We start from the raw sequence: 21537 nt of genomic DNA on the forward strand, positions 1-21537 counted from the left end.
TTCCTTACTTGTTGAAAATTAGCCGTCTCAGGCGCTTTCGAGCGTCTGCAGAAGAGCCGCGATATAGCCGTAGCAGTAGGCGAATGCGGTGGCGGAAGGGTCCTTGCCGCTGACGGTCGGCACGTGATCGGGCATCAGCATGTATTTGAAACCGACTTCCTTGTAGATCTTCGCCGAGCGGACCATGTCCATGTCGCCCTCGTCGGGGAAGGTCTCCATGAAGGAGAGCTTGCCGCCGCGGATGTTGCGGAAATGAACATTGAAGATCTTGTTGCGCTCGCCGAACCAGCGGATGACGTCGTCGATCTCCTTGCCGGGATTTTCCAGCATCTCGCCGATCGAGCCCTGGCAGAAGTTGAGGCCGTGATAGGGGTTTTCCCGCATCAGCACGAATTTCTTCAGGCCTTCGACGGTGCCGAGCACCCGCGTGACGCCGCGAAAGCCCGGCGGCGTATAGGGATCGTGCGGATGGCAGGCGAGCCTGACGCGGTTGCTTGCAGCGACCGGCACGACCCGTTCGAGGAAATAGTCGATCCGTTCCCAGTTTTCGTCCTCGGAGAGCACCCCGGCAAGACCGGGTGCTGCCTGCTGATCGGTCTTGTCCCAGCGGAAGCTGGCGTTCATCGAGCCGCCGCGTCCCGGTTCATCGGGTGTGCGGGGAATGCCGATCAGGTTGAGATTATATTTGACCGCCGGAATGCCGGCCGCCGCGGTATCTTCGATCAGCTTGCAGACGGCGTCGATCTGCCTGTCGCGCTCCGGGCCGGCGAGCAATATATCCGGATAGGACGCTTTCTCGATCGGCTGCGAGGGCAGCGGCAGCTGGATCATGTCGAGGATCAGGCCGAAACTTTCGACCTTGTCGCGATGGCGCTCGAGGTCGGAAAGCGTCCAGCTGCTCGGTTCTCCCGGCGGGTCGGCATTGATATGCTTCACACCCAGTTGCGCGAAGATGCGATAATCGTCGTCGTCCCGCGCGGCGACCTGTGTTCCCAGATACATTTGAGTCTCTTTCGAAATTACACAATGTCATATGACATAATATGAATTTTGAAGAGAGTCGAGCCCTATTGCTGCTCGGCGAGCATCCGGTAGCGGCGTTGGCTCGCCATCATATGGGCGCGCATCGCCTGGCGGGCGCGATCCGGATCCTGATCGGCGATGGCCGAGAGGATTTCGACGTGTTCGGCATAGACCTTTTGCAGATAGTCGCGGTCATTGGCCTCGGGCAGCGTCGGAAACTGGCCGCGGGGAATTGATTTGGGGCCGAATTGGCGCAGGACATCGACGTAGAATCGGTTGTTGGTGGCGGCGGCAATCGCCATGTGGAAGGCATAATCGGCCTCGACCGTTTGTTGCCCCGTTTCAATCAGGTTCGCCATGCGGCGGTTGGCCTCACGGATGGCGGCTTCCTGCTCGGCGGTGCGGCGATAGGCGGCAATCGCCGCGGCTTCCCCCTCGGCCGCCATGCGAAACTCCAGCAATTCAAGGGTTTCGGGGATGCTTTTGATTTCCACCGGCGTCAATGGCAGCACCGATTGAGATTTCGGATCCGCGACAAACACCCCTTTGCCCTGGATCGGCTTGACGAAGCCGGCCGACCTGAGGTCGGCGATCGCCTCGCGCACCACGGTGCGGCTGACGCCGAAGGTTGCTTCAAGCTGCGGCTCGGTCGGCAGCTGGTCGCCGACGCGCAGCATCCCCGTCTCGATCTGCGCCCGCAGCTGATCGATGACCTGCTGCGCCAGTCTTTCTCGCCCACGGCTGAGTGTCGTCATTTTTCTGTTCCCCAATCCCTTTGCACTCAAGTCTCCCGCTCGGGCCTTGTCAATCGTATCGGACTTCGATAGATCATAATACGACATACGGGCGACATAATATGTCTTCTATAGTAATTCATGGAGGAGTGACAATGAAGCATTTTTCTAAAGGCCTGTTCGTTGGCGCCGTTTTCGGCGCGCTGACGATGGCTGCCCCGCAGCTGCAGGCTGCCACGCCGCAAGACCAGCTGGTGATCGGGACGTCGCTGGCCCAGGTTCTGTCCCTCGATCCGCAGCAGGCGACCGAGGGCAAAGCCGTTGAGATCATGTCGAATCTTTACGACCGGCTGGTCGCCAGCACGGCGGACGGAAAGATCCTTCCGCAGCTGGCGGAAAGCTGGAAGGTTGACGACAAGGGCATCACCTTTACGCTGCGCAAGGCCAATTTCGCCTCCGGCAACCCGGTCACCTCGAAGGACGTCGTCTATTCGCTGGGGCGGCTCTTGAAGATGGATCAGGCCGCAGCCGCCAACCTGAAGCGCGTCGGCTACGACAAGAACAATGTCGACAAGCTCGTCAAGGCGGTCGACGACCAGACGGTGCGTATCGATCTTTCCGACCAGGTGACGGCGGAGCTTCTGCTCTACCGGCTGACGACGACCACCACCAGCGTGGTCGACAGCGTCGAGGTCGAAAGCCACGCCGTCGACAACGACTATGGCAATGCCTGGATGCGAACGCATTCGGCCGGTTCCGGTCCATTCACCCTCAACCGCTGGTCTCCGAACGAGTTGGTCATTCTCGACGCCAACAAGGGTTATGTCGACGGCGCTCCGAAGATGCGCCGCGTCATCGTCCGCCATGTGCCGGAAAGCCAGGTCGAGCGGCTGATGCTGGAGCGCGGCGATATCGATATTGCCAGTGCGCTGACGGCCTCCGATCTCGCGACATTCCAGGCCAAGCAGGGCTTCGCCATCCAGCGCATTCCGACAGGCGGCTTCTACGTGCTGTCGATGAATGCCGGCAACCAATACCTCTCCAACTCCAAGGTCCGCGAGGCGATTGCCTACGGCATCGACTACAAGGGTATCGAGAAGACGATCATGGGGCCGTACGGACGGGCGAGAACCGTGCCCGTGCCGGAGAATTTCGAATATGCGATCCCGAGCCCGGATTGGCAGCTCAACGTAGAGAAGTCCAAGCAACTGCTGGCAGAGGCGGGTTATAAGGACGGCTTCTCGCTGACGCTGAAGACCATCGCCCAGACACCGCGTATCGATCTTGCCACCGCCATCCAGGCTTCCCTTGCCCAGGTCGGCATCAAGATCGACATCCAGCAGGGCAACGGTTCCGAAATCATCGCCGCCCATCGCGCCCGGGATTTCGATCTGCTGATCCCGCAGACCAGCGCCTATATGCCGAATGTGCTCGGCTCGATGGAGCAGTTTTCCTCCAATCCCGACAACTCGAAAGAGGCCAACAATGCCGGGAATTTCGTCTGGCGCTCGGCCTGGGATATTCCCGAGCTGACGGCGCTGACGGCGAAGGCATCGATGGAGCCGGACGCCAAAAAGCGTGGCGAACTCTACGTGCAGATGCAGAAGATGTTCGTCGAACAGAAGCCTGCCGTGCTGCCGATGTTCGAGCGCTTTGAGCCGATCGTCCTGACCGGCAAGGTCCAGGGATATGTCGGACATCCGTCTCAAATGACGCGTCTCGAGAACGTGACCAAGGTCGAAACCCAGTAAGACTCGAGAGGACAGCCGATCATGAAGGAACTCTCCGTAGCCGAATTTGGCCGACGCCTGGCGCATTTGCTGGTCAGCCTGTTCATTCTCCTCTGTGTGACCTTCGTGATCGGCCGCGTCCTGCCCACCGATCCGGTCGGCGCGATCGTCGGCGAGCTCGCCGATCCCGCCGCATATGCGGCGATGCGGGCCCGTCTCGGGCTCGATCTGCCAATCTACCAGCAGTTCTTCCTCTATCTGAACGGGCTGGCGCATGGTGATTTCGGCACTGCAGTGCTCACCGGCAATCCGGTCTCGTCGGACCTCGCCCAGGCGTTTCCGGCAACATTCGAGCTGGCGACGCTGGCGGTGATCATCTCGACATTCGTCGGCGTGCCGCTCGGCCTGGTCGCGGCTTCGTTTCGCGACAGCTTCATCGACAAGATAGCCCGGGTGGTGGCGCTCGTCGGCCATTCGATCCCCGTCTTCTGGTTCGGCATCGTCGGGCTGGTCATCTTCTATGCCGGCCTCAACTGGGTCGGCGGGCCGGGCAGGATCGATGTCTTTTATGAAGGCCTCGTCACGCCGCAGACCGGCCTGTTGCTGATCGACAGCCTGCTGCAGGGCGAGACGGAAATCTTCTGGAATGCGCTCGGACATATCATTCTGCCCGCCATCATCCTCGCCTATGCGGCGATGGCCTATATCACCCGCATGACACGCAGCTTCACCCTGGAGCAGTTGAGCCAGGACTATGTTATCGCCGCCCGTGCCAAGGGTGTGAGCCCCTTCGGCACGATCTGGCGCCACGTCCTGCCGAACATCGCGGTGCAACTCATCACCATCCTGGCGATTTCCTATGGCGGGCTGCTGGAAGGTGCTGTCGTGACCGAGATCGTCTTCTCCTGGCCGGGGATCGGCCAATACATGACGAACGCCCTCATGATCGGCGACATGAACGCCATCGTGGCTGGCACCATCATCGTGGGATTCATCTTCATGCTGTTAAACTTCCTCGCCGACGTCGCTTACGCCGTCTTCGATCCGCGCATGCGGGAGGCGGCCCGATGAGCGACGCCATCCACGCCGACATTCAGATCCGCCCGCCAAGTGTCTCGACCCGCGTCGCGGCCTCGTTTGCGCGCGCCGGCCGCAAATTGGCTGCGGAACCGCTTGGCCTTGCCGGCTTCGTCATCCTCGGCCTGCTCTGCCTGATCGCGATCTTCGCGCCGCTTCTGGCGCCTTATGATCCGGTCGTGCAATCGCTCGGCGATGCCTTGCAGGCCCCGAGCCTGGCGCATTGGGCCGGTACCGACGAATTCGGCCGCGACATTCTGAGCCGCCTGATCTTCGGCACGCGCATCACCATCCAGACGGTGCTGTCGATCTCGCTGATCGTCGGCCCGGTCGGCCTGCTGATCGGCGTTGTCGCCGGCTTCTTCGGCGGGCGCACCGATGCGCTGCTGATGCGGGCGACCGATATCGTTCTGTCCTTCCCGTCGCTGATCCTGGCGCTGGCCTTTGCCGCCGCACTCGGCGCCGGCCTGACCACGGCAATTATCGCGATCTCGCTGACCGCATGGCCGCCGATCGCCAGACTCGCCCGCGCCGAGGCGCTGGTCGTTAGAAACGCCGATTATGTCGTCGCTGCCCGCCTGTACGGCGCTTCGCCGATCCGCATCCTTCTCCTTTATATCGCGCCGATGTGCGTTCCTTCGGTCATCGTTCGCCTGACCCTCAACATGGCCGGCATCATCCTGACGGCGGCTTCCCTCGGCTTTCTCGGCCTCGGTGCGCAACCGCCGGCGCCGGAATGGGGGGCGATGATTTCCAACGGCCGCAAATTCATGCTGGATTACTGGTGGGTCGCCGTCATGCCGGGGATCGCCATTCTTCTCACCAGCCTTGCCTTCAACATCGCCGGAGATGCTCTGCGCGACATTCTGGATCCCCGCCATGCCAGATCGTAAAATGCAGGATCATGATCTGCAGCCGGTTCTCTCCGTCCAAGGATTGACCGTCCGCTTCGGGCGAGGTGCCGTGCCCGCCGTATCCAATGTCAGTTTCGACGTCGGGCGCGAACGCGTCGGCATCGTCGGCGAATCCGGTTCCGGAAAATCGACGACGGGCCGCGCGATCATGCGGCTGCTGCCGCCGGCAGCGGTGGTTTCAGCCGAACGCCTCGATCTCGGCGGCGATCCGTTGCTTTCCAAGAGCGAGCGGCAGATGGGCGCGCTTCGCGGCAAGGACATCGCGCTGATCATGCAGGATCCGCGTTATTCCTTGAACCCGGTGCTTTCGATCGGCAAGCAGATCGCCGAGGCCGCACGCCTTCACCTCGGTCTCGGCAAGGCCCCGGCGCAAGTCGCCGCCCGCGCCATGCTGGAGCGCGTGCGCATCAGCGATCCGGATCGGGTCATGGCGCTTTATCCGCATCAGATATCGGGCGGCATGGGCCAGCGCGTGATGATCGCCATGATGCTCTTGGCGCGGCCGAAGCTGGTCATTGCCGACGAACCGACCTCGGCGCTCGATGTCAGCGTCCGCAAGGACGTGCTGTTGCTGCTCGATGAACTGGTGCGCGAGAACAATTCCGGCCTGCTGTTGATCAGCCACGACATTCGCATGGTGGCAGCCTTCTGCGAACGGATCATCGTCATGTATGCCGGCCGCATCGTCGAGACGCTGACCAGTCTGGAAGAGGCCCGCCATCCCTATACCCGCGGACTGATAGCCGCATTGCCCGACCCGAAGAAGCCGGTTCGCCGGCTGGCGGTACTCGACAGGGCGAAACTCGATCTGGAGACGGCGCAATGATCAATGTCCGCGACCTCGATGTCGTCTTTGCCTCCGCCAAATCCAGCAACCATGTCGTCAGGGGTATCAGTTTTCAGGTCAAGCAGGGGGAGACGCTCGGTATTGTCGGCGAATCCGGCTGCGGCAAATCGACGGTGCTGCGTTGCCTTGCCGGCATGGAGACCGGCTGGACCGGGCAGATCGAACTCGGCGGCAAACCGATCGGCAAGCAGCGCTCTCGCGAGGAGCTGAAATTTGCCCAGATGGTCTTTCAGGATCCGTATGGATCCCTGCATCCGCGCCATCGCATCGGCACCGCTTTGGCCGAACCGCTGCGCGCCATGGGCCATTCGGAGATCTGGTCGAAGGTCGAAAAGGCGTTGATTCAGGTCGGCCTGCCAGCAAGCTTCGCCAATCGTTTCCCCCATGAACTTTCCGGCGGCCAGCGGCAGCGCGTGGCGATCGCCCGGGCGCTGATCCTCTCGCCGCCCATCCTGCTGCTCGACGAGCCGACATCGGCTCTCGACGTCTCGGTCCAGGCCGAAATCCTCAACCTGCTGGCCGATCAGCGCGAGGAAAAGGGCCTGACCTATCTGCTCGTCAGCCACGACCTCGCGGTCATCGCCCATATGTGCGACCGGGTGCTGATTATGAAAAACGGCGGCTTTGTCGACGAACTGACCAAGGCGGATCTGCAGGCGGGCACCACGCATGACGCCTATGCGCGCGAGCTATTCGAGGCGAGCTTTATCGAGGCTTGATATTTCGCGCTGCTGCGCCGCTGACGGCTGCAACACTGCCCCTTTCCACAAGATGGCAGGAAAGCTCGACCCGCCGCCGCGGCATCGCGAGGCCGAGCATCATATCACGCAGCAGATCGAGCGCGGTGGCGCCGAGTTCGCGCATCGGGATATGCACCGTCGAAAGGGGCGGATTGAGAAAGGCCGATTGCGGCAGGTCGTCTATGCCCATGACGGAGATATCCTGCGGCACGGCATAGCCCATTGCCTGCAATCCGTGCACGGCGCCGGCGGCAAGGCTGTCGCCGGCCGTCAGGACAGCGGTGAAAGAGAGGCCTTTGTCACTCACAAAACGGGTGAGGGTCTCGGCACCCAGTTCCGGCAGCCAGTCGTCGACCTCGAGCACCAGATCGGCATCGGCCGTCAGCCCATGATGCTGCAGGGCATCGCGCCAGCCCTCCAGGCGCCGCTCGATCGTTCGCCGTCCCGGCCGCAGCATGAACAGGATGCGTTCGTGCCCCGCCTTGATCAGGTGCTCGGCGGCGATGAAGGCGGCCGAACGGTTGCAGGGCGTCACGCTGGAAAGCCGCATATAGGGATCGTCGCTATTGACGAGCACCACGGGCTTTCCGAGACTGGCGGCGGCGGCCAGCATATCTTCCTCGTCGACGGTCAGGATCAGCATGCCGCCGAAACCCGGATCATCGCGCATCTCGGCGATGACACGGGCTTCATCCGCCTTGTCGGCGACCGGACGCATCGCCATCTCGATGCCGAGAGCGGCTGCCCGCGCATTCAATCCTTCGAGCACGTAGAGCGTGAACTGGTTGCGGACATAATCGATCATCGCCGCGCCGGAGGCGACCAGCATGACCTTCTTGCCGGCGACGCTGGCCGGCAGGGCGTAGCTGACGGCACTTGCCGTTTCGAGCACCAGCTTGCGAATCTCGGGCCTCACACCCTTTTCGCCGGCAAGCGCCCGCGACACGGTGCTGATCGAGACGCCGCATCGCGCGGCGATGTCGTCGAGGCGCGTGCGCCTGCCTTTTTTCTCCTCCGCTGCCATGTCGTTCTCCTCGCGCCATACCTTTATGCAAAAATCTTTCAGATTGCGCAAACGGAATGCCTATGCACAATTGGCCAAGAGGAGTCCGCGACAAGCGACAGAGCAGGGAGGCTTTGAAGATGCGGTTTGACGGCCAGTCCACGCGTCGGTGTTTCCGGCGTCTCGCGGCTCGAACGAGCTGAAGCATGACCGCTGGGAAATCCCATCTTCGCCGCGCCACCGGCAAGCAGAGCCCGATCGTCTATTGGCAGCTCGGCCACCTCTCGCAGGCGCGCTACGACGTCGCCGACCGGCCGATGGAAGGCAGGATGGATCCGTTTTTCTTCGTCACCAAGACGAAGAACTTCATCCCGCACGAATATCCCTGCCGCACCGAATTCAAAAAATCCTTCTCCGGCCAAAGACCGCAGCCGACCGCCGAGTTCGAGCCCGTCCGGTGGTGGCTGCCCTTTGCCTCTCCGCGTGTCGATCTCTCCGGCTTCTGGTTTCGCCCGACCCGCATCGGCTGCTGGGCGCGCACCTTCCTCGATGCCCGCTCGGCCGGGCTCGCCAAGCTTCGCCTGTCGACCTGCGGCGGCGCGATCCTTTTCGTCAACGGCCGCGAGCAGGGCTTCATGGCGCCTTACGAGCGCAATCTGGAAGCCCAGCAGAGCTTCGAAGTCGAACTTTCAGCCGGACTCAACGAGATCCGCATCTATTTCGACGATTTGGCCGAGCGCGACGCCCGTTTCTATTTCCAGCTGGATTATCTCTACGGGCCGGAAGTCGAAACATCGCTTCCCGTTCCGATCGCCGCCGATGCTGCGAACGGGCTGGAGGCGATCCTCGAAGGCATGCGCTTCGACCGCACCGCCTATCTCGGCGAGGACGTGACGATCCTGTTTCCCGCGCCGCTGCCGCTGGGGCTGAGCTGTCATGTCGAGGTCGAAGGCGACTTCATGTCGGTCGAGCGCTTCGACTATGACTTCGCGCTGGAAGCGGGCGCAACCAAGCTGGAACTCGGCACCTCGGCTGATATGCCCGCCGATTTCCGCCATTTCCGCATCAGCTTCAAAACAGGCGAATTTTCGCTCGGCCGCACGCTCGGCGTCGAGATCTGTCATCCCCAGCGCCAGGGGCCAGCGCCGGCTGCGCTGGAAGATCGCATCGCCGAGGCGCTTGAAGAAGTCGCCGCCCATTCCGAGCCCGATACGGTCTGCGCTTTCGCCCGCCTCGCCCTGGGGCAGGGCGGCGAGCAGACCGAGGCGATGATCTCGGCCATGTTGCCCGTCATCGAGGATTGCCACGACTGCGCCGATTTCGTGCTGGTGCCGCTGCTGTTTGCCTATACGCGCTGGAGCGATCTGCTGTCGCCGGCGCTGCGGGAGAGGATTGAACACGCCGTCCTCCGCTACCGCTACTGGATGGATGAGCCGGGCAACGACGTTCAGTGGTATTTTTCGGAAAACCACGCGCTGCTCTTCCACACCGCCGCCTACCTCGGCGGCAGGCTTTTCCCCGACGCCGTCTTCATCCGTTCCGGCCGCACCGGCGCCGAGCAGATGAAGGTCGGCGAAGAGCGTGTCCGCGCCTGGCTCGATCATTTCGGGCGCTGGGAAATGGCCGAGTGGAATTCCGTTCCCTATTTCCCGATCGACCTCAAGGGCCTGACGGCGCTTGCTGCCTGCGCACCGGATCATACGATCCGCGCCCGGGCGAATGCCAGCATCGTCCGCCTGATGGAGATCGTCGCTCGCTCGGCCCATCAGGGCATGCTGACCGGCAGCCAGGGCCGCTCCTACGAGCATACGCTGCGCCCCGGCCGATCCGTCGAACTGTCGGCCATTTCTAGGCTGCTCTGGGGCTGCGGCTGGTACGGGCGTCGCGTTCACGCCTTGCCGCAGCTTGCCGTCTGTATCCGCGATCACGGCCTGCAATTCCCGAAAGCGCTTGCTGCGATTGCCATGCACGACGCCGACGAGGCGCAGGAATGGACCTTTTCCCAGGGCGAGAACCGTTTTGCCGCCCTCTATCACTACAAGACACGCGATACCGCCCTCGGCACCATCGCCCATTATCGCCCCGGTGCCTGGGGATATCAGGAGACGGTGCTGCATCTGCGCCTCGGTGACCGGCCGGAAGCCCAGATCTGGATCAACCATCCCGGCGAAACCATCCAGTTCGGTTACGGCCGGCCGAGTTTCTGGGGCGGCTGCGGAACGCTGCCGCGCGTCCATCAATATCGCGATCTCGCCATCCTCGATTTCGACATCCACGAGGGCCAGCCGGATTTCACCCATGCCTGGTTCCCGCTCGAAGCCTTCGACGACACGATGGTCGAGGGCAATCTGGCGCTCGCCCGTTCCGGCAATGGCCTTGCCATGCTGATCGGCAACGGGCCGCTGGAGCCGGTGAAGCATGGCCCAACGACGGACGTCGAACTGCGCCTCGCCGGCCGCAACGGCCGCTGGATCGTCCGTCTCTCCGATCACGGGCGCGAAGGCGGCCTTGACGGCATGCGGGCACGTTTCGCCACGCTGGCAGCCCGCCGCGACAATGGCGGCGCATTGATCGTCATCGATCCGGATTATGGTCAGGTCGTCTTCGAAGAGGACGGCACCGTGCGCGCCGAAGGCCGTATTCTTCGGCCGTCGGACTGGTCGGTGGGGGGAGACGCGGTACATCTTGAGATGTCAGGCAGGCAGCCTCGGCGCGCCGCTTCGTAGACGACGTGCCCGGGCAGGTGGAGGACCGACCGGGCCTGCTGCATAATTCCTTAAATCGGAATCGATTTAAGGATAAAATTATGCAGCAATTCAAAGTGTTACAGGGTCCTTTGCTCGTCCGAAAAGACGCGCGGCGCTGTAGGACTTCATCGGTTAAGAGGAGGAGAAAATGACCAGAATGAAATCGATCGGCGCGGCTTTGGCTGCGGTTCTTTTGAGTTCCGTTGGCGCCCATGCCGGCGACGTGCGCATCATGTGGTATTCCGATGGCGGCGAAGGCGCTGTCATCAAGGACTTGCTCTCGCGTTTCTCCAAGGCCAATCCGGACGTCAACGTCATCCTCGACGAGGTTTCCTACGACGTCGTCAAGGAACAGCTGCCGGTGCAGCTCGAAGCCGGGAAGGGGCCTGATATCGCCCGGGTCACCAATCTGAAGGCGCAGGCCCAGCACTGGCTCGATCTTCGCCCGCTGCTCGCCGATGCGAAATATTGGGACGACAATTTCGGCGCCCAGGCCGACTGGATGCGGCCCGACGGCTCGAATGCCATCACCGGTTTCATGACCCAGCTGACCCTGACCGGCGGCTTCGTCAACAAGACGCTGTTCGAGCAGGCCGGCGTCGAACTTCCCGGCCCGAAGGCGACCTGGGATGATTGGGCGGCGGCCGCCAAGAGGGTCGCCGACAGCCAGAAGGTCTTTGCCATGGCGATCGACCGCTCCGGTCACCGCGTCTCCGGCCCGAACATTTCCTACGGCGCCAACTACATCGCCGCCGATGGCAAGCCGGCGCCGATCGACCAGGGCTCCAAGGAATTCCTCAGCCGCTTCGTCAAGTGGAACGAGGAGGGCATCGTCAACAAGGATGTCTGGGTCAGCGCTGCCGGCACCACCTACCGTGCCGCCGCCGAAGACTTCATCAATGGCGGCCTTGCCTATTATTACTCGGGCAGCTGGCAGATTTCGGCCTTCGCACAGAAGATCGGCGACAGCTTCGACTGGGTCATGGCGGGAAGCCCCTGCGGCACGGCCGCCTGCACCGGCATGCAGGGTGGCGCCGGCCTCGTTGCCGTCAAATACACCCAAAACCCGAAGGATGTCGCCAAGGTGATGGATTACCTCGCAGGCGCCGACGTGCAGAAGGAATTCGCCGAGCGCAGCCTGTTCATTCCGGCGCATAAGGGTGTTGCCGCAGGCCAGATGGACTTCAAGACCGACAATCCGCATGTGCAGGCGGCGCTGAAGGCCTTCGTCGAATCGGCGGCTCAGACGGCGGCACCGGCGATGAAACTGCCGGGCTGGAAGTGGTCGGACGCCTATTACAGCGCCATCGTCGCCCGCATCAGCCAGGTGATCGCCGGCGAAATGAAGCTCGACGACGCCTATGCCCGTATTGACGAAGACATCAAGGCCAAGGTCGGCGCCAACTGACGGACGAACGAATGGCGGAAAAGACGGTTTCTTCCGAACCGCCGGCAAAGGCCGGCCCTCGGCAGGCGCTCGCAGCACCTGTCCGGCTTGTCATGGGGATCGTCGATATTCCCATGCGCGCCTGGCAGAAGCTGACGGGGCTGAACGGCATGGCGGGCGTCTTCCTGGCGCCCAACATGCTGATCTTCAGCGTCTTCGTGCTCCTGCCGCTGGTCATCAACTTCCTCTATTCGACGACGAGCGGCAGCGGCATCTTCCTGCAGAACAGGACCTATGTCGGCACCGAGCAGTACCACATCCTGTTCGACTGCCGTTCCTATCTCGACCCTTCGACCTGCGCCGCCGACACCTTCTGGGCGGCGGTCCGCAACACCGGCGTCTTCGTCGTCTTCCAGGTCTCGGCGATGCTGATCGCCGCGCTGGCAACGGCCCTGATTCTCAACCGCGAGCTTTCCAATCGCGGCTTCTGGCGCGCCGTCTTCTTCTTCCCGGTGCTGCTGTCGCCCGTCGTCGTCGGCCTGATCTGGAAATGGATCCTGCAGCGCCAGGGCCTGCTGAACTATGCGTTGAGCCCCTTCGGCTTCGAACCGTTCTCCTGGCTCAGCGATCGTTTCTGGGCCTTCTTCTTCGCCGTCTTCGTCTCGGTCTGGGCGCATATGGGCTTTTACGCGCTGATCCTGCTCGCCGGCTTGCAGGCGATCCCGAAGGATCTCTATGAGGCGGCAGCGATGGACAAGGCGAGCCCGACCCGCATCTTCCGGCGCATCACCTTGCCGCTCTTGATGCCGAACCTCATCGTCGTCCTGGTGCTGGCGCTGATCCGCGCCGTGCAGATCTTCGACGAGGTCTTCGTGCTCACAGGCGGCGGGCCGGGCACCAGCACCATGTACATCACCCAGTATATTTACGAGACGGGCTTTGCGAGTTCCTTGCGCAATCCGGGGCTTGCGTCGGCCGCCTCGATCCTGATGGGCATCGTGCTCGTCATCCTGACGCTGGTCCAGCTCGCCGCCAGCAGCCGCAATGAGAAGAGAGGGAAACGCCAATGAGCGCTGTCGCCACCTTTCTTCTGCGCCGCCGCGGCCGCGGCTGGCACTGGACCGACGTCGTCACCTGGATCTGGCTGATCTCCGGCGTTTTCCTGATGTTCGGCCCGGCCGTCTGGCTGGTCTTTTCCTCCTTCAAGACGCCGGCCGCCCTTGCCGAATTCCCGCCGTCCTTCCTGCCCTATGTCACCGAACAGGCTGTGGTGCCCGGACACGACAAGCCCTTGCCGCTCTATACCGTGACGATGCCGGATGGCAGCAGCCGCGTGCTCGCCGAAGTCCGCCGCATCGGCATCATCGGCCAGATGATCGACCCGAAACAGCCCGGCGAAATCGTCAAGGTCAACATCAAGGACCGCACCCCGGTGCGCAAGGTCGAATTCGCCGCCGCCAACTACACCGAACCGTTCCAGCGTTTCGATTTCTTCCTGTTCCTGCGCAACTCCGTCTTCGTCACCGTGGCCGCGACGGCGATCACGCTGCTCGTCAATTCGATGGCCGCCTTTGCGCTGTCGAAATACCAGTTCCCCGGCCGCACCGCCGTCATGCTGATGATCCTGGCGACACTGATGGTGCCGCTCTCGGTCATCGTCGTGCCGCTCTATTCCGTCATCGGCACCTTGAACCTCTTCGACAGCCTCTGGGGCGTCATCCTGCCGACGGTCGCCACCCCCACAGGCGTCTTCCTGCTCCGTCAATATATGCTGACCATCCCGGACGAGCTGATCGACGCCGCACGCATGGACAAGGCCAGCGAATGGCAGATCTACTGGCGCATCATCCTGCCGCTCTCGGCGCCGGCGCTGGCGGTGCTGGCGATCTTCTCGGTCGTCTGGCGCTGGAACGACTTCCTCTGGCCGCTGATCGTGCTGTCGCGCAAGGAGCTCTATACGCTGCAGGTCGGCCTCAACGTCTATGCTGGCGAGCTCAATGTGCAATGGCACTATATCCTCGCCATGACGGTCGTCTCGATGATCCCGGTGTTGCTGATCTTCGTCTTCCTGCAGCGCTTCATCACCACCGGCATCGCCGGCTCCGGACTGAAATAAGATGAAACAGGAGAGTGCATGAGCGGGCTCGAGCTCAGGAACATCGTCAAGAATTTCGGCGCCGTCGAGGTCATCCGCGATGTCTCGCTTGAGGTCAAGGACGGCGAGTTCGTCGCCTTCGTCGGCCCCTCCGGTTGCGGGAAGTCGACGCTGCTGCGCCTCATCGCCGGCCTCGACAAGCCGACTGCCGGCAGCATTGCCATCGACGGCAAGGATGTCACGGCGATCGGTGCCGCCGACCGCGGCCTCGCCATGGTCTTCCAGTCCTACGCGCTCTACCCGCATATGAGCGTGCGTGAGAATCTGGCCTTCGGACTGGAGAATACCAAGGTGGCGAAACCCGAGATCGAAGCCCGCATCACCGATGCCGCCCGCATGCTGGAGATCGAACCTTTCCTGCAGCGCCGTCCGGGCCAGCTCTCCGGCGGTCAGCGCCAGCGCGTCGCGATCGGCCGCGCCATCGTCCGCCGGCCGGATGCCTTCCTGCTCGATGAACCGCTGTCCAATCTCGACGCCGAACTGCGCGTCTCCATGCGCGCCGAACTCGCCGCCCTTCATGCGCGGCTAAAGGCGACAATGATCTACGTGACCCACGATCAGGTCGAGGCGATGACGCTTGCAAACCGCATCGTGGTGCTGAGAGGCGGCAGGATCGAGCAGGTCGGGACGCCGCTGGAACTCTATAACAAGCCGGCCAACCGCTTCGTCGCCGGCTTCATCGGCGCCCCGCACATGAACTTCCTGGAGGGCGCAATTATCGGCCATGACGGCAATCTCACCGAGGTCGAAACCGTCGCCGGCCATCGCCTGTCCGTCATTGCCCAGGATCCACGCCCCATCGGCGAGAGGGTCAGCATCGGCATTCGCCCGCAACACATCACCCTTGCCGAAGCGGCAGGCCCGGGCAGACTGGAAACAAGGGTCACCCTTGTCGAAGAGCTGGGTTCGGAGACCGTCGTCCACGCCGACACCGGCGGAAAGAAGCTGATCGCCGTCTTTGCCGGCCAGCAACGGATGAAATCCGGCGACAGCCTGCCGCTGCATTTCGACCCTGCCGTGCTGCATCTCTTCGGCGAGGACGGCCGGCGTCTGTCCTGAGAGCTGAAAAAAAAGCCCGCGCCGGAAGGGAGGCGCGGGCCGAACATTCATCTCAGGACAGCTTAGTGGCTGTTCTTATGGCTCTGTTGATCAGCTTTTACATGCTGTTCATGGCTGCCGCCGCGGGATCCGCTGGACTGCGCGTCGCGGCCACCTGAAGAGGAGCTGCGGGTATTGGAGTCGTTCTTGTGACTCTGCTGCCCGGCTTTGACGTGCTGTTCATGGGTTCCACCTTGGTTTGCCATTCGGTTCTCCTTGGGTTTGAACGAGGCCACGTCGACCTCGCTGGAAAAACCTCGCTCCGGCCCATGCGTTCCCCATTTTAATATTTCGTGATCTCGTCTCGAAATGAGGGATGAGGAAGCGGGCCGGGCGGGTAGGGAGCTCGCCTGCCGTTTCGTTGGCCATCGGGAGAAAGCGGAAAAATCCCGATGTTCTCCAGCACCACCGCGTCCGCTTGGCGCGGCCCGCTACCTCGATTCGACAATGCGTCTGGTGGCAGGAAGGTTCCGCCATCAGACCCCATCGCTCCATGCCGGCAGCCCGCTGCGGCCCATCGGCTCTTTTCAATCGACCCCATCGCTCTAACTTAAAGGGCATGGAAAGAAAGGAGAAACCCATGACCGACGCACCGAATACGGCGACCCCGGCGCGAAGAGTGTTGCGTGGCCGCCCCTACAGTATCGGCGAATTTGCCAGGAAATACCGGTTGGATGACAAGGAGGCAAAACGCCTCTACGAGAAGTTCGGCCCATCCGCCACCGAACTCGATCTGTTGATGGCGGCAAAGCGGCGTCCGCCGGGGCTGCCCACCAGTCTCGACGCCTGACAGCGGCCATGCGGATCCGGACCGGAAGTTGCCTGTGCGGGGCGGTTGCCTATCGCGTCGAAGGTGAGCCGCTTCGCGTCGGCCTTTGCCACTGCGCCGATTGCCGCAAATCGAGCGGCTCCGCCTTCGTCTTCTTCGCGGTCTGGCCGCGCCCGGCTTTTTCCCATAGCGGTCAGATCGCGACCTTCGCCGGTCGCAGCTTCTGCCCCGTCTGCGGCAGCCGGCTTTTCTGCCTGCAGGAGGACGCCGCGGAAATCCGCCTCGGCTCGCTCGACAGTCCGCCGAGCGACCTCGTCCCGGATCATGAAGTCTGGATTAAGCGGCGCGAAGCCTGGTTGCCTCAGCTGCCGGGTGCAGAGCAATTTGCCGAGGATGCCGACTGACGAGTGCTGAAGCGTGTCGCGATCTTTGTGATCGCTTGCCACACTTCGGCTCTTTCGTTTTCTGCATGTCGTGATCGCAAAACCGCCTGACACTTTTGCGCGACATGCTCTACCGCGCCAAAACTTGACTTTTCCCACCAATATTTCATTTCCCCCTCCGCAATTCCGTGCCACTTCGGCGGCAATGCTAATGCCCGGTTCATCTGCGCTGTGATTATTTTACTGCGGGGCCGAGACGGCCACTGACTGATCGAGGATGACATGAACGATACCGGAACCGGCAAGAAGACCGGGGCACAGACAAGCGGCGCGTCCGAGCTCGCAACGGTGCTTGCCGCATCGGGACGTCAGGGCAAGCGCAGCCGCTGGCGCGGACGGTTGTTCATCCTGTTGATCCTCGTTGCTTCAGCAGCCGGCGCCGCGTATTTCTATATGGGCCGCGGGCAAAGCGAAGTGAACTATGCCACCCAGCCGGCCAAACGCGGCGATCTGACGGTGCTGGTCACCGCCACCGGCTCGGTGCAGCCGACCGAGCAGGTGGATATATCGAGCGAACTGTCCGGCACGGTCCGCGACGTCAATGTCGATTATAACAGCACGATCAAGGCGGGCGACGTGCTGGCGCAGCTCGATACCAACAAGCTCGAGGCCGATGTGAAGAGCTCACGCGCCAAGCTCAATTCGGCCAAGGCGAATGTCGCCAAGGCCAATGCCGACCTGCAGTCGGCAAGCACCTCGCTCGAGCGGCTGAAGAGCCTGGTCCGGAGCAATGTCTCCACCCAGCAAAGCCTCGACGACGCCACCTACAAATATGATTCCGCCGTCGCCGCCAAACAGATCAACGAAGCCGAGGTGCTCGCTTCGGAAGCCGACCTGCAGCTTGCCGAGGTCAATCTTGCCAAGGCGAAGATCGTCTCGCCGATCGACGGCGTCATCCTTACCCGCGCCGTCAATCCGGGCGCCACCGTCGCAGCCTCGCTTTCGGCGCCGATCCTGTTCACCATCGCGGGCGACCTGAAGAAGATGGAACTGCAGGTCGATGTCGACGAGGCCGATGTCGGTCAGATCGCCGTCGGCCAGAAGGCGAAGTTCTCGGTAGACGCCTATCCCGACCGGAGCTTTCCCGCCGAGATCGAGCAGATCCGTTTCGCCTCCGAGGTGGTCAACAATGTCGTGACCTATAAGGCGGTCCTCTCCGTCGACAATGCCGATCTCCTGCTGCGCCCCGGCATGACGGCGACGGCCGACGTCACCGTCGAGGCCGTCAAGGATACGCTGATGGTGCCGAACACGGCGCTGCGTTACGCCCCGACCCAGGCGGGACGGCGCGGCCGCGGCATTTTCGGCATCTTCGGCCCGCCACGCCAGCGCGGCGGCGGCAATTCCGGCCAGGCGCTGACGGGCGCCGAGCGCCGCGTCTGGGTGCTAAGCGACGGCCGGCCCAGCCCCGTCGTCATCCAGGTCGGCTCATCCGACGGCCAGTTCACCCAGGTCGTCTCCGGCGACCTCAAGGACGGTGACGCATTGGTGACCGACGCCACGACACGTGCGAACTGAGCGGAGAGACGGATGGCAAGCCCGCCGCTCATCGAATTCAGGCAGGTCTCGAAAATCTACGGCGAGGGCGAGGCGGCAATCCGCGCGCTCGACCATGTCGACCTTGCAATCAACGCCCATGAATTCGTCGCGATCATGGGCCCATCGGGCTCCGGCAAGTCGACGGCGATGAACATCCTCGGCTGCCTCGACGTGCCGACATCAGGCGACTACGCCTTCCAGGGCATCCCGACCTCCGGCTTCGACCGCGGTCAGCTGACGCTGTTGCGCCGTCACATGCTCGGCTTCGTCTTCCAGGGCTTCAACCTGCTGTCGCGCACCTCGGCGCTCGAGAATGTCGAACTGCCGCTGATCTATCGTGGCATGGCGGTGCGCGAACGGCGCGAACGGGCGCACGAGGCCTTGGCGCTGGTCGGCCTCTCCGGCCGCGAACATCACAAGACCCAGGAACTGTCCGGCGGCCAGCAGCAGCGCGTCGCGATCGCCCGCGCCATCGTCACCCAACCGGCGTTGCTGCTTGCCGACGAACCGACAGGCAATCTCGATACGAAAACCAGCGTCGAGATTATGGATCTGATGACCCGGCTGAACCGCGAGCAGGGCATTACCATCGTCATGGTGACGCACGAGCCCGATATCGCCGCCTATGCCCAGCGATTGCTCAGGTTCGTCGACGGCAAGCTGGAGACCGAGGTCGAGCACCAGAGGAGGGCGGATCATGTTCTTTGAGACACTCAAACTCGCTCTGCGCGCCATCAGCCGCAATATGCTGCGCTCGTTCCTGACCGTGCTCGGCGTCGTCATCGGCGTTGCCGCCGTCATCGCGCTGGTGACGATCGGCAATGGCACCACCGCGCAGGTCTCGACCGAATTGTCGCGGCTCGGCACCAACATGCTGTTCGTCCGCCCCGGCCAGTTCGGTCCCGGCCGGGCGAGCTCGGAAGCCAAGCGCTTCAGCGTCAAGGACGTCGCCGCCATCCGCGACCAGATCAGCGGCTTGAGGGCGGTGGCGCCGCTCAACCAGTCGACGGCGACGGTGATATCAGGCGGCCAGAATCATTCGACCAGCGTCTCCGGCACCACCAACGACTATTTCGTCGCGCAGGACTGGAACCTGGCGCTCGGCCGCAATTTTACCCCCGCCGAGGAGCGCGGCCAGTCCCGTTGCATCATCGGCGAGACGGTACGCTCGCAGCTCTTCGGCGCCGCCGACCCGATCGGCCAGCAGATCCGCGTCGGCAAGGTTTCGTGCCCCGTCATCGGCGTGCTCGCCAAGCGTGGCCAGTCCGGCATGGGGACCGATCAGGACGATGTCGTCATCATGCCGGTCAAGGTGTTCCAGCGGCGCATCAGCGGCAACAGCAACGTGCCGCAGATCATCATCTCGGCGCGCGACGGCGTCTCCACGGCCAAGGTGCAGTCCGATGTCGAGGATCTTCTGCGCGAGCGCCGCAAGATCATCCCCGGCCGGCAGGACGATTTCAACGTCAACGATATGACCCAGATCGCCGAGGCGATGACCGGCACGACGACGCTGCTGACCGGCCTGCTCGGCGCCGTCGCCGCCATCAGCCTGCTCGTCGGCGGCATCGGCATCATGAACATCATGCTGGTCTCCGTCACCGAACGTACTCGCGAGATCGGCATTCGCCTGGCGATCGGCGCGCTCGAAAACCAGGTGCTCACCCAGTTTCTGGTCGAAGCCGTGGCGCTCTCGCTCTTCGGCGGCATCACCGGCATCGCCCTCGGCCTCAGCCTCGGTCTGGTGGCGGTGACTTTCCTGAAAGTCCCTTTCGTCTTCAGCCCGATGATGGTCGCCGTCGCCTTCCTCTTCTCCGCCGCAATCGGCATGATCTTCGGCTATTTCCCGGCAAGACGAGCAGCGCGGCTGAACCCGATCGAGGCGCTGCGGCACGAGTGAGGCAAGATAAAGGCGTTGTGGCAAAGCGCGCGATGTCTCTCTTTTACGCCGGGTGAGTTTGGGAGGAACGCCAACCCGCCCTCCGTCTTCCTCGGCCTTGAGCCGAGGATCCATGCCACGACGGCTGGCGGATGCGGCGTGGATGCTCGGCTGGGGGCCACTGCTGTCCGGTTAAAATATCTGGACAGGTTGCATGGCATTGATTCTATTCGTTTTCAGACGTTTCGCGGCGTTCTGGACACGAATTGGAGATCAATGTCATGCGGCACGAGAATAGCGTTTTTCACCAGCTTCAACAGTATATTCCGTGGGCGGTGTTCGATCGTCTTGTGGACAAGCATAATGCCGACCACCGGGTGCGCCGGCTGACGGCGAAGTCGCAGTTCCTGGCGCTGCTTTTTGGCCAGTTGTCGGGCGCTGCCAGCCTGCGCGAGATCGAGGCCGGCTTGCTCAGCCACGAGGCGAACCTTTATCACCTGGGCGCTCGCAGTGTGGCCCGTGCCACGCTGGCGGATGCCAATGCCAAGCGCCCGGCAGCCTTGTTTGCCGATCTGTTCTCCGTCATGGCTGCCCGTGCCAGTCGAAAGATACGCCGTCATATCGGCGATACGCTGCGTATATTGGATGCCACACGCGTCCAGGTCTCCTCGCTGTATGGCGGCTGGGCCGACATGGTTGGCGGCAAACGGGCCATCAAACTGCATGTCTGCTACGATCCGCACGCCGACGCGCCGCTCGCCATGACGCTGACCGGTCAGAGGACGAACGACATCATCCCGGCCAGGGCGATCGACATTGCTGCGGGCGTCACCTATGTCTTCGATCTTGCCTATTACGATTTTGCCTGGTGGGCCGAGATCGATAGAAAGAGCGCCCGTTTCGTCACCAGGCTGAAGAGCAATACCCTCGTCGCCACGATCGCCGAACAGCCAGCCGATGAAGCTGCGGGCATTCTCTTCGACAGGATCGGGCTCCTGCCGCAAAGGCTCGCCGGTTCCCGGCAGAACCCCTTTCAGGATCCGGTGCGCGAGATCGCCGTCCGCATCAGGACCGGCAAGGTCATCCGCCTCATCACCAACGACCTCGACGCTCCGGCAGCCGAGATCGCCACCCTTTACAAGCAGCGTTGGCAAATCGAACTCTTCTTCAAATGGATCAAGCAGAACCTGAAGATCCGGCATTTTCTCGGAACCTCGGAAAATGCCGTGCGCATCCAGGTCTTCGTCGCGCTCATTGCCTATCTGCTGCTGCGAATGGCCCAGGCAGCCCAGAAAGACATCGCTCAGCCGCTCGCATTCTCAAGGCTCGTGCGCCTCAACATCATGCATCGCAGGGCAATCGGCGCCCTGCGAAGACCGCCGGCAATCACCAAAGCAGATCCACGGCAATTATCACTGCCCATCACCGCAAGTTAAACCGGACAGCAGTGGC

General features: G+C 62.6%; 20 protein-coding genes. 16 read left to right on the forward strand and 4 right to left on the reverse strand.

Annotated elements, in window-relative coordinates; genetic code table 11:
- Positions 1-27 precede the first annotated feature (27 nt).
- Complete coding sequence (locus AMK05_RS10650; protein ID WP_064838426.1) at positions 28-1002, reverse strand: mannonate dehydratase; 975 nt, start codon at positions 1000-1002, stop codon at positions 28-30.
- A gap of 65 nt (positions 1003-1067) precedes the next feature.
- Entirely contained in the window at positions 1068-1778 is a 711-nt protein-coding gene (locus tag AMK05_RS10655; RefSeq protein WP_064838427.1) for a FadR/GntR family transcriptional regulator, read from the reverse strand.
- Between the two features lie 134 nt (positions 1779-1912).
- Here AMK05_RS10655 and AMK05_RS10660 point away from each other — a divergent pair, with 134 nt between their 5' ends.
- The 5 genes from AMK05_RS10660 to AMK05_RS10680 are packed head-to-tail and all read left to right on the forward strand — an operon-like array spanning position 1913 to position 7044.
- Positions 1913-3508: an ABC transporter substrate-binding protein gene (locus AMK05_RS10660; protein WP_064838428.1), complete on the forward strand. Its 1596-nt coding sequence runs from the start codon at positions 1913-1915 to the stop codon at positions 3506-3508.
- A gap of 21 nt (positions 3509-3529) precedes the next feature.
- Positions 3530-4558 carry an ABC transporter permease gene (locus AMK05_RS10665; protein WP_064838429.1) on the forward strand — a complete coding sequence of 343 codons (1029 nt, stop codon included), beginning with the start codon at positions 3530-3532 and terminating at the stop codon, positions 4556-4558.
- Positions 4555-5457, forward strand: a complete 903-nt coding sequence (locus tag AMK05_RS10670; protein WP_064838430.1) for an ABC transporter permease — start codon at positions 4555-4557, stop codon at positions 5455-5457. The genes AMK05_RS10665 and AMK05_RS10670 overlap by 4 nt, the downstream gene beginning before the upstream one ends.
- 1 nt (position 5458) lies before the next feature.
- On the forward strand, positions 5459-6304 hold the full coding sequence (locus AMK05_RS10675) for an ABC transporter ATP-binding protein (protein WP_064838431.1): 846 nt from the start codon (positions 5459-5461) through the stop codon (positions 6302-6304).
- Positions 6301-7044 (forward strand): ABC transporter ATP-binding protein, encoded by a 744-nt coding sequence (locus AMK05_RS10680; RefSeq protein ID WP_064838432.1) that lies wholly within the window; start codon positions 6301-6303, stop codon positions 7042-7044. Before AMK05_RS10675 ends, AMK05_RS10680 begins: the two co-directional genes overlap by 4 nt.
- On the opposite strand, the gene AMK05_RS10685 is transcribed toward AMK05_RS10680, so the two are convergent.
- Complete coding sequence (locus AMK05_RS10685) at positions 7031-8089, reverse strand: LacI family DNA-binding transcriptional regulator (protein ID WP_064838433.1); 1059 nt, start codon at positions 8087-8089, stop codon at positions 7031-7033. The two genes, AMK05_RS10680 and AMK05_RS10685, sit on opposite strands and share 14 nt — an antisense overlap.
- A gap of 185 nt (positions 8090-8274) precedes the next feature.
- Here AMK05_RS10685 and AMK05_RS10690 point away from each other — a divergent pair, with 185 nt between their 5' ends.
- The 5 genes from AMK05_RS10690 to AMK05_RS10710 all read left to right on the forward strand — a co-directional run bounded on the left by AMK05_RS10690 (position 8275) and on the right by AMK05_RS10710 (position 15416).
- The gene (locus AMK05_RS10690; RefSeq protein WP_064838434.1) at positions 8275-10794 is read left to right on the forward strand and encodes a hypothetical protein; all 2520 of its coding nucleotides are present in this window, start codon (positions 8275-8277) and stop codon (positions 10792-10794) included.
- A gap of 169 nt (positions 10795-10963) precedes the next feature.
- Entirely contained in the window at positions 10964-12223 is a 1260-nt protein-coding gene (locus AMK05_RS10695) for an ABC transporter substrate-binding protein (protein WP_064838435.1), read from the forward strand.
- A gap of 11 nt (positions 12224-12234) precedes the next feature.
- Entirely contained in the window at positions 12235-13272 is a 1038-nt protein-coding gene (locus AMK05_RS10700; RefSeq protein WP_064838436.1) for a carbohydrate ABC transporter permease, read from the forward strand.
- On the forward strand, positions 13269-14318 hold the full coding sequence (locus tag AMK05_RS10705) for a carbohydrate ABC transporter permease (protein WP_064838437.1): 1050 nt from the start codon (positions 13269-13271) through the stop codon (positions 14316-14318). Before AMK05_RS10700 ends, AMK05_RS10705 begins: the two co-directional genes overlap by 4 nt.
- Before the next feature lie 18 nt (positions 14319-14336).
- Positions 14337-15416, forward strand: a complete 1080-nt coding sequence (locus AMK05_RS10710) for an ABC transporter ATP-binding protein (RefSeq protein ID WP_064838438.1) — start codon at positions 14337-14339, stop codon at positions 15414-15416.
- Between the two features lie 62 nt (positions 15417-15478).
- Here AMK05_RS10710 and AMK05_RS33235 read toward each other — a convergent pair whose 3' ends face one another.
- Positions 15479-15661, reverse strand: coding sequence for a hypothetical protein (locus AMK05_RS33235; RefSeq protein ID WP_082935646.1), 183 nt, complete (start codon positions 15659-15661; stop codon positions 15479-15481).
- A gap of 374 nt (positions 15662-16035) precedes the next feature.
- On the opposite strand from AMK05_RS33235, the gene AMK05_RS10715 reads away from it, so the two are divergent.
- The 6 genes from AMK05_RS10715 to AMK05_RS10740 all read left to right on the forward strand — a co-directional run bounded on the left by AMK05_RS10715 (position 16036) and on the right by AMK05_RS10740 (position 21521).
- Entirely contained in the window at positions 16036-16245 is a 210-nt protein-coding gene (locus AMK05_RS10715) for a hypothetical protein (RefSeq protein WP_064838439.1), read from the forward strand.
- 8 nt (positions 16246-16253) lie between these two features.
- On the forward strand, positions 16254-16628 hold the full coding sequence (locus tag AMK05_RS10720) for a GFA family protein (protein ID WP_064838440.1): 375 nt from the start codon (positions 16254-16256) through the stop codon (positions 16626-16628).
- Positions 16629-16889: 261 nt separating this feature from the next.
- Positions 16890-18185, forward strand: a complete 1296-nt coding sequence (locus AMK05_RS10725) for an efflux RND transporter periplasmic adaptor subunit (RefSeq protein ID WP_064838441.1) — start codon at positions 16890-16892, stop codon at positions 18183-18185.
- 12 nt (positions 18186-18197) lie between these two features.
- Positions 18198-18914: an ABC transporter ATP-binding protein gene (locus AMK05_RS10730; protein WP_064838442.1), complete on the forward strand. Its 717-nt coding sequence runs from the start codon at positions 18198-18200 to the stop codon at positions 18912-18914.
- On the forward strand, positions 18904-20106 hold the full coding sequence (locus AMK05_RS10735; protein ID WP_064838443.1) for an ABC transporter permease: 1203 nt from the start codon (positions 18904-18906) through the stop codon (positions 20104-20106). Before AMK05_RS10730 ends, AMK05_RS10735 begins: the two co-directional genes overlap by 11 nt.
- A gap of 260 nt (positions 20107-20366) precedes the next feature.
- Positions 20367-21521, forward strand: coding sequence for an IS4 family transposase (locus AMK05_RS10740; RefSeq protein WP_064836331.1), 1155 nt, complete (start codon positions 20367-20369; stop codon positions 21519-21521).
- Positions 21522-21537: the final 16 nt, after the last annotated feature.

This window comes from Rhizobium sp. N324, from assembly GCF_001664485.1.
Taxonomy (GTDB): domain Bacteria; phylum Pseudomonadota; class Alphaproteobacteria; order Rhizobiales; family Rhizobiaceae; genus Rhizobium.